Source organism: Actinomadura fulvescens (assembly GCF_039533225.1).
In the GTDB taxonomy this organism is placed as follows: Bacteria; Actinomycetota; Actinomycetes; order Streptosporangiales; family Streptosporangiaceae; genus Spirillospora; species Spirillospora fulvescens.
The window spans coordinates 82088-95480 of sequence record NZ_BAAATD010000015.1 but is presented as its reverse complement, the minus strand read 5'-3'; the positions used below and the strand labels follow the sequence as shown (position 1 = coordinate 95480).

The following is a 13393-nucleotide window of genomic DNA, read 5'->3' as shown; positions in this document are numbered from 1 at the left end:
AGGAGACGAGGGCGATGACGCTCAGCACGAAGCAGCGGGCCATGGTGGTGGGGACGGCCGCGGCGGTCACGGTGACCGCACTCGGCGCGGGCGGCGCGATGGCCGCCGACAACGACCGGCCCGTCGCGGCCAAGGACCGGGCCGCCGCCGCCAAGCCCAGGGAAATGCACGTCACCGGCGACGCCTGGGTCAACTTCCCGGGGGACACCGAATACCCGCACCGCCGCTTCATCGTGGACGCGCACGGAGCGCCCTGGAAGATCGAGAACAACAAGATCGTGTTCGGGGCGGCACGCGGGACCGTCAAGTTCGACCACTACTCGCCCGACGAGCCCGGCGGCCCCTCCAAGCACCACTGGGGCAGCATCAAGGTGGACTACGTGATGGCGACCGGTCCGGTGGCGGTGGTCTCGGGCATCCGCCAGGACAACGTCCCGGCGAACCAGAGGCGCGCGACGCTGACCTTCTACCAGTCGCCGGACGGGCACAGGTTCGACCGGATGGGCTTCTCGTGGGGCGTCGTCGACCCGAGGTGCCAGACGATGGGCTCCGGCCCCGCCCCGTTCAGCCCGGTCAGCCGCGGCCCGTTCAACGAACGGATCACCGGCTACACGGTCAAGGACGCGCCGCTGCCCGTCCCCAAGGGTGACTTCCTGCCCCCGGACTCCCCGGCGGACTGCTCGTTCAAGGACGAGGACACCCAGCGCGGATAGCGCATGGCGCGAACTGTGGGGTACGCGTCGTTGACGCCATGAACGGTCCTGGCCGAGCCTGGAGGCATGCGCCGCATCGCCTTCGTGATCTATCCGGCCTTCCACCCGATCGACCTGGTGGGGCCGTATGAGGTCTTCCAGTACGCCCACCGGCTCACGGGCGGCTACGACTGCCGGGTCGTGGCGCCCGTGGCCGGCCTGGTGCGGGCCCACAGCGGACTGCCGGTGCACGCCTCGTACGGCATCGGTGATCTCGATCCGGACGGCATCGACACCCTGCTCGTCGCCGGCGGCCACGGGGTGGACGAGGCACGGCACGACCGGGCGCTCGTCGACTGGGTCACCGCCGCCGGACGGCGCACGCGGCGCCTCACCGCGGTGTGCAGCGGGACGCTCCTGCTCGCGGCCACCGGGCTCATCGACGGCTGCCGGGTCACGACCCACTGGGCGCGCGAACGCCAGCTCGTGGCCGAGCACCCCGAGCTCGTCGTCGACTGCGACCCGATCTTCATCCGGGACGGCCGGGTGTGGACCTCGGCCGGGGTGACGGCCGCGATGGACCTGGCCCTGGCCCTCGTGGAGGAGGACCACGGCCGCGGCGTCGCGCACGCGGTGGCCCAGGAGATGGTGATGTTCCTGCGCCGTCCGGGCAGCCAGTCGCAGTTCAGCGTCCCGCTCTGGTCCGGGCAGCCGGCCAGTGACCCGATCCGGTCGGCGGTCGCCGCGATCAACGCCGATCCCGGCGCCCGGCACACCATCGGGGACCTGGCCGGCACCGCCGGGCTGAGCCCGCGGCACCTGCAGCGCCGCTTCGCCGCCGAGGTCGGCGTACCGCCCGCCGCGTACGTCGAGCGCGTCCGTGTCGAGGCCGCCCGGCGCGCCCTCGCCGAAGGGGACGAGCCGGTCGAGGCGATGGCGCGGCGGCTGGGCTTCGGCACCGGCGAGACCCTGCGGCGGGTGTTCCAGCGCAGGCTCGGCGTCTCACCGTCCGACTATCGCGACCGTTTCCGAGCAATGAAGGAGTACGCATGACGACCTACGGTCTACTGATCTTCGACGAGGCCGAGGAGCTCGACTTCGTCGGTCCGTGGGAGGTGTTCACCGCCTCCTCGATGGTGCGCGGGGACGCCGACACCGCCGTCCTCATCGCCGAGGGCACCGACCCGGTCAGGTGCGCCAAGGGCATGCGGGTGCTGCCCGACCACACCCTGGACGACCATCCGCCGCTGGACGTGCTGCTGATCCCCGGCGGGCGCGGTGCGCGCCTGGTCCAGCCGTCCAACCCGGTCGTGACCGGCTGGATCGCCAAGACCTCCGAGCAGGCCCAGTGGACGCTGAGCGTCTGCACGGGCGCCCTCCTGCTCCATGCGGCCGGCCCTGCCCGCGGGCGCCGGATCGCCACGCACTGGCAGTACGAGGACGCGCTTGAGGAGAAGGGCGAGGTCACCGTCGTCCGGGACGCGCGGTACGTGGTGGACGGCGACGTGGTGAGCAGCCAGGGGGTGTCCGCGGGGATCGACATGGCGTTGTGGCTCGTCGGCAAGCTCCACGGCCGGGACCACGCACGGGCCGTGCGCCGCTACATCCAGTACGAGCCCGCCCCGCCCTACCTCGCCGACGAGCCGCTCTGACGCATACGGTTGAGGTCGCGAACCCCCCACTGCCAGGAGGTACGACCGGCATGATCACGCGTTCGGAAGTCGAGGCGGCGGCGGCCCGGATCGGAGACCGCGTCCGGCGCACGCCCGTCATGCGACGCGACGGCGTGTGGTTGAAGCTCGAACAGACCCAGCACACCGGCTCCTTCAAGGCGCGCGGCGCGTTCAACCGCATCCTCGCCGCCGCCGAGGAGGGCCGGCTGCCCGGCAGCGGGGTGATCGCCGCCTCCGGCGGCAACGCCGGCCTGGCGGTGGCGTACGCGGCGCGCGCGCTGGACGTGCCCGCCGAGGTGTACGTGCCGATGACCGCACCGATGGTCAAGGTCGACCGGCTGCGCGACCTCGGCGCGGACGTCGTGCAGATCGGCGACCGGTACGCCGAGGCCTACGAGGCCGCGAGCAAACGGGCCGCCGACACCGGCGCGCTGACCTGCCACGCCTACGACCAGCCCGAGATCTGCGCGGGGCAGGGCACCCTCGGCCTCGAACTCCTGGAGCAGACGGGCCGCGAGGTCGACACGATCCTCCTCTCGGTCGGCGGCGGCGGCCTGATGGCGGGGGTCGCGGCGGCGGTGGCGGGGCAGGCGGAGGTCGTCGGCGTCGAGCCCGAGACCGTCCCGACGCTGAGCCGCGCGCTGCTGGCCGGATTCCCGGTGGACGTCGAGGTCTCCGGCGTCGCCGCGGACTCGCTCGGCGCCTCCCGCCTCGGCGAGATCGCCTTCGACGTGGCGATCCGCACGGGCGTCCGTTCGGTCCTCGTGCCGGACGCCGCCGTCGTCGCGGCGCGCCGGCGCCTGTGGGACGACCACAGGCTGGTCGTCGAGCACGGCACCGCCGCCGCGTTCGCGGCCCTGTTCACCGGCGCCTACGAGCCCGCCCGAGGAGAACGCGTAGCGATCGTCCTGTGCGGCGCCAACACTGACCCGGGCGATCTGGTGACGTTGAGCCGCTAGTCAGAGGGTTATCGGGAGCGGCTGAAATTCAATTGAAAAGCGCTCTGTTGACGCTAATTCCAATAGCTCCGGATAATGGCGGCGTCCGCCGATCACCGCCCTAGGTGAGGAGGTCGGCGAGGGTCCGGGTACGGGAGGGGTGACGGAGCTTGTGCATCCCCTTGGACTCGATCTGGCGGATGCGCTCGCGCGTCACCCCGTAGACCTTGCCGACCTCGTCGAGGGTCTTGGGCTCGCCGTCGTTCAGCCCGAACCGTAGCGAGATGACGCCCGCCTCCCGTTCGGTCAGCGTGTCCAGCACCGCGTCGAGCTGGTCGCGCAGCAGGGACGTGGCGACGGCGTCGGCCGGGTCGGGCCCGTCGTCCTCGATGAGGTCGCCGAGCTCGCCGTCGCCGTCGTCACCGAACGGGGTGTGCAGTGAGATCGGCTCGCGGCCGTGCTTGAGCACCTGCTCGACCTTCTCAGCGGTGAGGTCGAGCGCGGCCGCGAGCTCCTCGTAGGTGGCCTCGCGGCCGAGGTCCTGCGTCATCTGCCGCCGGGTGCGCGTCACGCGGTTGAGGATCTCGACGACGTGCGCGGGGATGCGGATGGTCCGGCTCTGGTCGGCCAGCGCGCGGCCGACCGCCTGCTTGATCCACCACGTGGCGTACGTGGAGAACTTCAGGCCGCGGTGGTGGTCGAACTTCTCCACGGCGCGCATCATGCCGATGGTGCCCTCCTGGATCAGGTCCAGGAGCGGCAGGCCGCCGCCCGCGTAGCGCTTGGCGATCGACACGACGAGCCGCAGGTTGGCCTCGACCATGTGGTCCTTGGCGCGGAGCCCGTCGGCGACCGCGAGCTCCAGCGCGATCCGGTCGGCGAGGTCGAGCGATCCGCCCTCGGCGTCGAGACGTTCCTGGGCCAGCCGCCCCGCCTCGATGCGCCCGCCCAGCTCGACTTCCTGCTGGGCGGTGAGCAGCGGCGTCCGCCCGATCTGCTTGAGGTAGTCCTTCACCGGGTCACCCGAGGAGACGGTGGCCGAGATTGAGGCGGTGGCGCGCAAGGGCGGTTTCCTTCCACTGGGCGACGGTGTGTCGAACGCCCGGCGCGGGCCGTACATTCCCGCGCCGGGCCGGGTTTTCGTCAGCGGGTGACACGCAGGTTCATCGGACCTCCTTCATCGTGGTGATGACCTAAACTTAGGTCAGGCCTAGAAGTATGTCAAGAAGAAATTTGGGTCGGTCTTATGTATCCTGGCGGCATGAGCGAGCAGACGATGGGCCTCCGGGAGCTCAAGAAGCGGCAGACCAGGGAGAACATCTCCCACCAGGCCACCCGGCTGTTCCTGGAGCACGGCTTCGACAAGGTGACGATCGCCGACGTCGCGGCGGCCGCCCAGGTCGCCAAGATGACCGTCACCAACTACTTCCCGCGCAAGGAGGACCTGGCCCTCGACCTGCACGAGGTGTTCGTCGGGCTGCTCGCCGCGACCGTTCGCGAGCGCGCGCCGGGCGAGTCGGCTCTTGCCTCGCTGCGCCGCGCCTACGTCGCGGCGATCGCCGCGCACGACCCGGTCGTCGGCTTCTCCGGCGCCGCGTTCGCCCGCATGATCACTGAGAGCCCCGCCCTGGTGGCGCGGTTGCGCGAGTTCCACGAGGAGCGCGAGGCCGCCCTCGCCGCCGCGCTCGCCGACGAGACCGGCGCCGGGCCGGACGACATCCTGCCCCGGGTGGCCGCCGCCCAGCTCGGCGGCGTCCACCGGGTGCTCTTCGACGAGACGCTGCGCCGCACGATCGACGGGCAGGACAACGACGAGATCGCGGCCGCCCTGACCCGGCACGTCGCCACCGCCTTCGACGCCATCGAACCCTCTCTCGGCGGCTACGCCGTCCGGGGCCGCGTCACGAGATGACGACCAGGAGGTCGCCGGCCTGGACCGGCGTGACCTCCGGGACGGCGAGACGCCCGACGGTGCCCGCGACGGGGGCCGTGATGGCGGCCTCCATCTTCATGGCCTCGATGGTGGCGACGACGTCCCCCGCCGCGACCTCGTCGCCCTTGGCCACCCGCAGGGTCACCGAGCCGTCGAACGGTGCGGCGACGTGGCCCGGCTCGTTCGGGTCGGCGCGCTCGACCGGCGGGGTGTCGGAGGCGACGGCCCTGTCACGGACCGACAACGTGCGCAGCTGGCCGTTCACCGTGCAGATGACCTGCCGGAAGCCCGCCTCGTCGATCTCGCCGACGGCCTCCAGCATGGCCAGCACGCGGACGCCGGGTTCGAGGTCGAACGAGACCTCCTGCCCGGGGCGCAGCCCGTAGAGGAACGCCGCCGTCGGCAGCAGCGACAGGTCGCCGTACGCCGCGCGCGCCTCGCGGTACTCCTTCGCCGGTCCCGGGAAGAGGAGCCGGTCGAGCGTGTCACGGACCTCGGGACCCGCGAGCGCCTTCTCCTCGGCGCCCGTGAGCTCGGCGCGCGCGGGCGTGAACTGGCGCCCCGCGAGCGCGGCGCTCCGGAACGGCTCGGGCCAGCCGCCCGGCGGGTCGCCCAGCTCGCCGTTCAGGAATCCGATCACGCTGTCGGGGATGTCGTAGCGGTCGGGATGCGCCGCGAAGTCGCCGGCGTCGGCGCCCGCCGCGACCAGGTGCAGCGCCAGGTCCCCGACAACCTTGCTCGACGGCGTGACCTTCACCAGCCGGCCGAGGATGCGGTCGGCCGCCGCGTACAGCCGTTCGATCTCCTCGAACCGGTCGCCGAGGCCGAGCGCGACGGCCTGCTGCCGCAGGTTGGACAGCTGCCCTCCCGGGATCTCGTGCCGGTAGACGCGGCCGGTCGGCGCGGGCAGGCCCATCTCGAACGGCGCGTAGAGCTTGCGGACGGCCTCCCAGTAGGGCTCCAGCGCGGTGAGGGAGCCAAGATCGAGCCCGGTGGCCCGTTCGGTGAAGTCGGTGTGGGCGACGATGGCTTGCAACGGCGGCTGGCTGGTCGTCCCCGACAGCGGCGCCGCGGCCCCGTCGATCGCGTCCACCCCGGCCTCGACGGCCGCGAGGTAGGTGGCGAGCTGACCGCCGGCGGTGTCGTGGGTGTGCAGGTGGACGGGCAGGTCGAAGCGTTCGCGCAACGCGGTCACCAGCGTCCGGGCGGCAGGTGCGCGCAGCAGGCCCGCCATGTCCTTGATGCACAGCACGTGGACGCCCGCCTCGACGAGCTGCTCGGCCAGGCGCAGGTAGTAGTCGAGCGTGAAGAGCTTCTCGCCCGGGTCCGACAGGTCACCGGTGTAGCAGAGCGTGCCTTCGACGAGGGCGTGCGTCTGCAGGACGGCGTCGATGGCCGGGCGCATCCGGTCCACGTCGTTCAGCGCGTCGAACACCCTGAAGATGTCGACGCCCGTCCGGGCCGCCTCGGTGACGAACGCGCGGGCCACCGAGTCGGGGTAGGGCGTGTAGCCGACGGTGTTGGCACCGCGCAGCAACATCTGGATGCACAGGTTGGGAGCGGCTTCGCGAATCTGGGCGAGCCGCTCCCAGGGCGATTCTCCGAGGAAGCGCAGCGCGACGTCGTACGTGGCGCCGCCCCACGCTTCGAGAGAGAGCAGCTGCGGCGTCATGCGCGCGAGGTAGGGCGCCGCCTTGAGCAGGTCGAACGTCCGTACGCGCGTGGCGAGCAGCGACTGGTGCGCGTCGCGGAACGTCGTGTCGGTCACCGCGAGGCTCTTCTGCGCGCGCAGCGCCGTGGCGAACCCCTGCGGCCCGAGGGCGAGCAGGCGGTCGCGCGAACCCTCGATCACCGGGATGGACAGGTCGAGCCCGGGCAGCTTGGTCGCCGGGTCGAGGCCGGTGGGCGCCTCACCGTGCGGCTTGTTGACGGTGACATCGGCGAGGTAGCGGACGAGCCGGGTGGCGCGGTCGCCGCTCGACCGTGCGGTCAGCAGCTGGGGGTGCTCGGCGATGTAGGAGGTGCTGACGCCGCCCGCGCGGAAGTCCGGCTCGTCCAGCAGCGCCTGGAGGAACGGGATGTTGGTGGCGACGCCGCGGATGCGGAACTCGGCCACGGCACGGCGGGCGCGCCGGACCGCCTCCTCGAACGTGCGGCCGCGGCAGGTCAGCTTGACCAGCAGCGAGTCGAAGTGCGGCGTGACGACGGCGCCCGCGTGCGTGGTGCCCGTGTCCAGCCGTACCCCGGCGCCGCCGGGCGAACGGTACGCCGAGATCTTGCCGGTGTCCGGGCGGAAGCCGTTGGCCGGGTCCTCGGTGGTGATGCGGCACTGCACCGCGTATCCGGAGACGGCGATGTCGTCCTGGGCGATGCCGAGGTCGTCCAGGGACTCGCCACCCGCGATGCGCAGCTGGCTCTGCACGAGGTCGACGCCGGTGACCTCTTCGGTCACGGTGTGCTCGACCTGGATGCGCGGGTTCATCTCGATGAAGACATGGCGGCCGGTGTCGTCGACGAGGAACTCGACCGTGCCCGCGTTCACGTAGCCGATCTCCCGGGCGAACGCGACCGCGTCGGCGCACAGCCGCTCGGTCACGGCCTCGTCCAGCCGCGGCGCGGGGGCGATCTCGACGACCTTCTGGTGGCGGCGCTGCACGGAACAGTCACGCTCGCGCAGGTGCACGATGTGCCCGGCGCCGTCTGCCAGCACCTGTACCTCGATGTGGCGCGGGCGGTCGACGGCCTGCTCCAGGAACACGGTCGGATCGCCGAACGCGCTCTCCGCCTCGCGCCGCGCGGTCTCGACGGCCGCCTCCAGGTCCTCGCGCCGGTCCACGCGCCGCAGCCCGCGCCCGCCGCCTCCGGCAGCGGCCTTCACGAACAGGGGAAAGCCGATCTCGCCGGCCGCCGCCAGTTCGTCGCCCTCCGCCGGGGTCATCGAGCGCAGCACCGGCAGCCCGGCCCGCCGCGCGGCGGCGACCGCCTCGATCTTGTTGCCCGCCAGCCGCAGCACCGCGCTCGGCGGGCCCACGAACGTCAGCCCGTTGCGCTCGCACTTCTCGGCCAGCTCCGGGCTCTCCGACAGGAACCCGTAGCCCGGGTAGACCGCGTCGGCGCCGACGCGCAGCGCGGTCTCGACGATGCCGTCCACGTCGAGGTAGGCGCGCACCGGATGCCCGTGCTCGCCGATCTCGTACGCCTCGTCCGCCTTCTGCCGGTGCAGCGAGAACCGGTCTTCGTACGCGTACACCGCCACGCCGGCGATGCCGAGCTCGTAGGCGGCACGGAACGCCCGGACGGCGATCTCACCCCGGTTGGCGACGAGCAACTTCGTGATCACGGCACCCTCTTCCAGACGGCCGGCGAACCTCCGACTACCACCTACCCAGTTGACCGGTGCCGCCCTCGAATCGGACGGCACCGAAACGCGAACAAATCACAAGATCCCTCAAGCCGGAAGAACACACGTTATCTCTGGTTCCTCACGCTTCACCGAACCGGCACCTTGACTGCGCGTAACCCATAGGCTTTTGCCCCGATTGGTACGACACCGGCTGACAGACGGACCCGTTCCGGTGACGTGGACCGCGGGGAGGAACGTGTGGCACTGCCTGAGCACCTCGAACTGCTGGTGAGCGACGAGCCGGTGCTCGACGTCTACGCGTACGGGCCGTGGCGCGTGCCGGACGGGCTCTTCGAGGAGATCCGGGCACGCGTCGACGCGCTCGTCAAGGACGCGCGCTGCGCCGGGCTGACGACCGACCGGCACGGCATGCTCGCCGGTCCCACCCCGCTCGTCGTCGCCGACCTGCTGCTCACGCTCGGCTTCCTGAGCGGCGCGGGCGCGATCGTGGGCGGCTCGCGCTCGATGCTGGACCGCGAACTGCTCGGCCCGTACCACGACCCGCCCGCCGAGCCGCAGCGCCAGCCGACCCAGTGGGGGGCCGGCGCCGGTTCGTTCCGGCCGGTGGACTGGCTGCGGGAAGCACCCGACCAGGAGCTCGCGCTCGCCCTCTCCCGCGAGTCGCTGGACGTTCTGGAGGGCCTGGAGCCGCTGGAACGGCGGCGGCAGGCACTGATCAAGCTGTACGACGACCCGCCGCCGGCCCTCGATCTGGACGACGGCATCGACGCGCAGCACGCGGCATGGCAGGCGCACGCCGGCGACGAGATCCTCGCCGTGCTCCCCGAGCTCACCGGGCCGATCGGCTACCTGGAATGGGTGTGCGGCGGGCTGCTGCCCGTCCACGAACACCTGCGCGAGGTGGCCCCGCACGACGAGCCGGACCTCGATCTGCTCGCGCATCTGGTGTTGCAGGCGGAGGTCGACCAGATCCCGGCGGAGCTGTCGGTCGTGCTGGGCGAGGACCGCTACGGCGAACTGCTCGAACGGTTCGCCGCGATCCGTGACGACTTCCAGCCGAGCGAATGGTTCCGGCGGACCAGGGCGTGGCTCGGCCGCGGCCTGGGCGCGGGCGCCGCGGACGCGTGCCGGGCCTGGATGGACATGTCGGTGCGGTTCACGGGCGTGGTCCAGGGCCTTCCCGAGGTGGCGGACGTGCCGAGCCCGGTGTGGGTGCCCGTCAACCAGTTCCAGATGGACCTGCGGCGGCTGTACGCGCCGCGCCGCAGCGTCCTCAACCCGCTCGCCACCTCGCTCGACGACGCCCCGGCGCGGACGGCCAGGGCCAGGCGCCGGGCCGAGGTCGGCGCCGGGCTCGTCGGCCAGCCCGAGGTCGTGGCGGCGCTGGAGGAGATCGCCGAGGGAGGCACCGAGCCGGTGCGGCTGCTGCTCGCCGGTCCGGACGGCACGGGCAAGCGCGACGCCGCGCAGGAGATCGCGCGGCTGCTGCACGACCGCGGGATCACCGGTCCGCCGGTCTGGCTCGCCGACGACTTCTTCGCCGGCAAGACCGTGGCGAGCGCGACCAACAGCCTCTACATCGACGCCCGCGACTGCGACGGCGGCAACCTGCTCGTCATCGACGGGCTCGACGACATGTCCCGTGACCCGCGCAGCGGCGAGGCCATCCTGGAGGAGCTGCACCGGGTGCTGGACGTCTTCGACGGCCTGCACGTCGTGGCGCTGTGCGAGACGGGCGGCGACCAGCGGATCCGCGAGGTCAACCCGGGCCTGTCGCTGCGTTTCAAGAAGGCCCGCACGCACGCGTTCACCGCCGAGGGCTACGCCGAGCTCTTCAACCGCGCCGTGCACCAGCGCGGCGCCCGCGCCCACAAGCGCGCCCTCACCGCCGCCGGGGAGCTGCTCGTCAGGACCCCGCCCGTGCGCAATCTGCGCAACGCGCGGCTGGCGCACCTGCTCGCCGACATCGTGGTGGACGCCGTGCGGGCGCGCACCGAGCCGGGCGCCGAGCTCGTCGTCAAGCGCGCCGACGTCCCGGCCACGTTCGACGCCGCCGGATCGCCGAGCGACCCGCGGGCCGAGCTGGCCGCCCTGACCGGGCTCGCCCCGGTCAAGCACGAGATCGAGCTGCTGGTGGCCGGGGCCGGGGCCGCGCAACTGCGCCGCGACTCCGGGCTGCCGGTGACGATGCCCGCCCGGCACATGGTCTTCACCGGCAATCCCGGCACCGGCAAGACCGTCGTCGCCCGGCTCATCGCGCGCATCTACAAGGACCTCGGCGTGCTGTCGTCCGGGCACCTGGTCGAAGCGTCCCGGGCGGAGCTCATCGGCGAGTACCTGGGCGAGACCGCGATCAAGACCCGTGCCGTGGTCCAGCGCGCGGTCGGCGGCGTGCTCTTCATCGACGAGGCGTACTCCCTCACCCAGGCCGACTACGAGGGCGACTACGGCGCCGAGGCGATCGCCGAGCTGGTGAAGATGATGGAGGACCATCGCGAGGACCTCGTCGTGATCGTCGCGGGCTACGAACGTGAGATGCGGCGCTTCATCGCCTCCGACCCGGGGCTGGCCTCGCGGTTCCCGACCACGATCCGGTTCCCGGACTTCACCGACGACGAGCTTGTCACCATCTTCGCCGGGTTCGCCGCCGAGGCCGGTCTCGAACCGACGGACGAGGCCCGCGACAAGATCATCGATCTGCTGCGCCGCACCCCGCGCGGCCGCTCGTTCGGCAACGCCCGCCTGATGCGCAACCTGTGCGAACGCGCCACGGCACTGCAGGCTCGGCGGGTCGTCGCGCTGCCGAAGGCGAGCCCCGAGCAGCTCGCCGAGCTCCGTCCCGAGGACTTCCCGCCCTCCCTGTCCGGGACCACGCGCAGCGTGCCCGCCACCGACCCGGTCGCCGAGCTGGACACGCTCATCGGCCTCACCGAGATCAAGACCGAGGTCCGCAAGCTCGTCGCCGAGGCCCGCAGTGCCGAGCTGCGCCGTTCCGCGGGACAGCCAGTGACGGTGCCGACCCGCCACATGGTCTTCACCGGCAACCCGGGCACCGCCAAGACCACCGTGGCGCGGCTCATCGCCCGCGTCTACGCGCAGCTGGGCCTGCTGTCGTCCGGCCATCTGGTCGAGGTCGGCCGGAACGACCTCGTCGGTTCCTACCTCGGGCAGACCGCGCCCAAGGTGCAGGCCGCCGTCGAACAGGCCCTCGGCGGCGTGCTGTTCATCGACGAGGCGTACGCGCTCACCGCCGAGGGCGACTCCTACGGCCGCGAGGCCGTCGCCACCCTGGTGAAGCTCATGGAGGACTACCGCGGTGACCTGCTGGTCATCGCGGCCGGCTACGAACGCGAGATGGCGGCCTTCCTCGCCGCCAACTCCGGCCTGGAGTCACGCTTCCCCAAGCGGCTGCGTTTCCCCGACTACTCCGACTCCGAGCTGGTCGCCATCTTCGAGCACCTCACGGCCGCGGAGGGCCTCACCCTCGCTCCCGAGACGACGGACGCGCTCCGCACGCTGCTGGCACGCGCCGACCGTGGCCCCACGTTCGGCAACGGACGGCTCATGCGCAACCTGCTGGACGCCGCGATCGCCAACCAGGCCGAGCGCATCACCTCCGCCGACGGCCCCGCCGCCACCACCGAGATCCTGACCCTGCGGCCCGAGGACCTCCCGCCCACGACGGGTGCCGAGGCCCAGCGGTACGGCCTCTATCTCTAGCAGCGGGAACGGGTTTCCCTAGCGGCGGGAACGGGCTCGCCACCGGGTCCAGGCCATCGGGACGGCGATGAGCAAGGGGCCGAGGACCGCGCCCGTCACGAAGCCGATGGCCGTGGAAGGGTCACCCGAGAGCGCGATCCAGGGGAGGACGACGGCGGCGAACAGTGCGTAGACGGCGAGAAGGACGTAGAAGCGTTTGCTCCAGAAGACGCGACGGGCGGGCGCGTCGGGGGTGGCGTCCAGCTCGCCGGCGGGTCCGACGCTGGCGGACTTCGGGCGCTTGAAGTACATCCAGACCGTCCACGCGACGGCCGGTTCCCAGCCGTCGGGCGCGAGGCGCTCGGCGACGGCATTGCGGCGCAGGGTGGGAACCATCTCCCGGTGGTACTCCCAGCGCTGCGGCCGTTCGCGGTCGCGGCGGCAGGTGAAGCCGTGCTTCAGGTCGTAGCCTTCGAGCTCCCAGCCCTGGTCGCCGAACTCGTTCAGCCACCTCATCTCGTTGAACGCGTCGGCGTGGAAACGCCAGATCTCGGCGTCGGGCGCGGGCGCGTCCGCGGGGGCGCCGCCCGCGGTGAGCTCGCCGGCGAAGTCCGCCGCCGGGCCGAACTCCTCGACCGGGTCGGCGCCCGACTCGGCGGTGTAGGCGGCGAGGTCGTCGACCGTGCCGCGGATCTCGGCGTCCGGCACGCCGCGTTCGCGCAGGCACGCGGCCAGTTCGTCGAAGTAGCTCATGCCGCCCCGTCCCGGTCGAGCACCGAACGCACCGACTCGTCGAACGCGCGCCACAACCGGCCCTGCTCGGTCAGGGTGGCGCGGCCCTGCTCGGTCAGCCTGTAGTAGCGGCGGCCCGGCCCCCGGTCCGCGACGCGGAACTCGGCGGCGACCAGCCCCGCCTCCTCCAGCCGGTTGAGCACGGGATAGAGCGTGCCGCCCTTGATCTGGCCGAGCCCCGACGCGGCGAGGGACTTGGCGATCTCGTACCCGTAGTTCTCGCCCTCGGTGAGGGTGGCGAGCACCAGAAGGTCGAGCACGCCCTTGAGCCAGCTCGCGCGGCGGTCGGCAGCCATGGCCAC

The 13393-nt window shown here is 72.1% G+C and carries 10 protein-coding genes; 6 read left to right on the top strand and 4 right to left on the bottom strand.

What is annotated here, in order from left to right:
• Positions 1-14 precede the first annotated feature (14 nt).
• The 4 genes from ABD333_RS39635 to ABD333_RS39620 all read left to right on the top strand — a co-directional run bounded on the left by ABD333_RS39635 (position 15) and on the right by ABD333_RS39620 (position 3324).
• Complete coding sequence (locus tag ABD333_RS39635) at positions 15-713, top strand: hypothetical protein (RefSeq protein ID WP_344547767.1); 699 nt, start codon at positions 15-17, stop codon at positions 711-713.
• Positions 714-779: 66 nt separating this feature from the next.
• Complete coding sequence (locus ABD333_RS39630) at positions 780-1745, top strand: GlxA family transcriptional regulator (protein WP_344547766.1); 966 nt, start codon at positions 780-782, stop codon at positions 1743-1745.
• Positions 1742-2344 (top strand): DJ-1/PfpI family protein, encoded by a 603-nt coding sequence (locus ABD333_RS39625; RefSeq protein WP_344547765.1) that lies wholly within the window; start codon positions 1742-1744, stop codon positions 2342-2344. The genes ABD333_RS39630 and ABD333_RS39625 overlap by 4 nt, the downstream gene beginning before the upstream one ends.
• A gap of 50 nt (positions 2345-2394) precedes the next feature.
• A complete protein-coding gene (locus ABD333_RS39620) occupies positions 2395-3324 on the top strand; it encodes a threonine/serine dehydratase (RefSeq protein WP_344547764.1) in 930 nt (309 codons plus the stop codon).
• A 100-nt stretch (positions 3325-3424) separates the two neighbouring features.
• Here the strand turns inward: ABD333_RS39620 and ABD333_RS39615 are convergent, their stop codons facing one another.
• Complete coding sequence (locus ABD333_RS39615) at positions 3425-4366, bottom strand: RNA polymerase sigma factor (protein WP_410557433.1); 942 nt, start codon at positions 4364-4366, stop codon at positions 3425-3427.
• 198 nt (positions 4367-4564) lie between these two features.
• On the opposite strand from ABD333_RS39615, the gene ABD333_RS39610 reads away from it, so the two are divergent.
• Entirely contained in the window at positions 4565-5215 is a 651-nt protein-coding gene (locus ABD333_RS39610) for a TetR/AcrR family transcriptional regulator (protein WP_344547763.1), read from the top strand.
• Here ABD333_RS39610 and ABD333_RS39605 read toward each other — a convergent pair.
• Positions 5205-8576, bottom strand: coding sequence for a pyruvate carboxylase (locus ABD333_RS39605; RefSeq protein ID WP_344547762.1), 3372 nt, complete (start codon positions 8574-8576; stop codon positions 5205-5207). The two genes, ABD333_RS39610 and ABD333_RS39605, sit on opposite strands and share 11 nt — an antisense overlap.
• A 261-nt stretch (positions 8577-8837) precedes the next feature.
• On the opposite strand from ABD333_RS39605, the gene ABD333_RS39600 reads away from it, so the two are divergent.
• Positions 8838-12320, top strand: coding sequence for an AAA family ATPase (locus ABD333_RS39600; RefSeq protein ID WP_344547761.1), 3483 nt, complete (start codon positions 8838-8840; stop codon positions 12318-12320).
• A gap of 18 nt (positions 12321-12338) precedes the next feature.
• Here ABD333_RS39600 and ABD333_RS39595 read toward each other — a convergent pair whose 3' ends face one another.
• Positions 12339-13052 carry a hypothetical protein gene (locus ABD333_RS39595; RefSeq protein ID WP_344547760.1) on the bottom strand — a complete coding sequence of 238 codons (714 nt, stop codon included), beginning with the start codon at positions 13050-13052 and terminating at the stop codon, positions 12339-12341.
• Positions 13049-13387 (bottom strand): PadR family transcriptional regulator, encoded by a 339-nt coding sequence (locus ABD333_RS39590; protein WP_344547759.1) that lies wholly within the window; start codon positions 13385-13387, stop codon positions 13049-13051. Before ABD333_RS39590 ends, ABD333_RS39595 begins: the two co-directional genes overlap by 4 nt.
• Between the last annotated feature and the right edge of the window lie 6 nt (positions 13388-13393).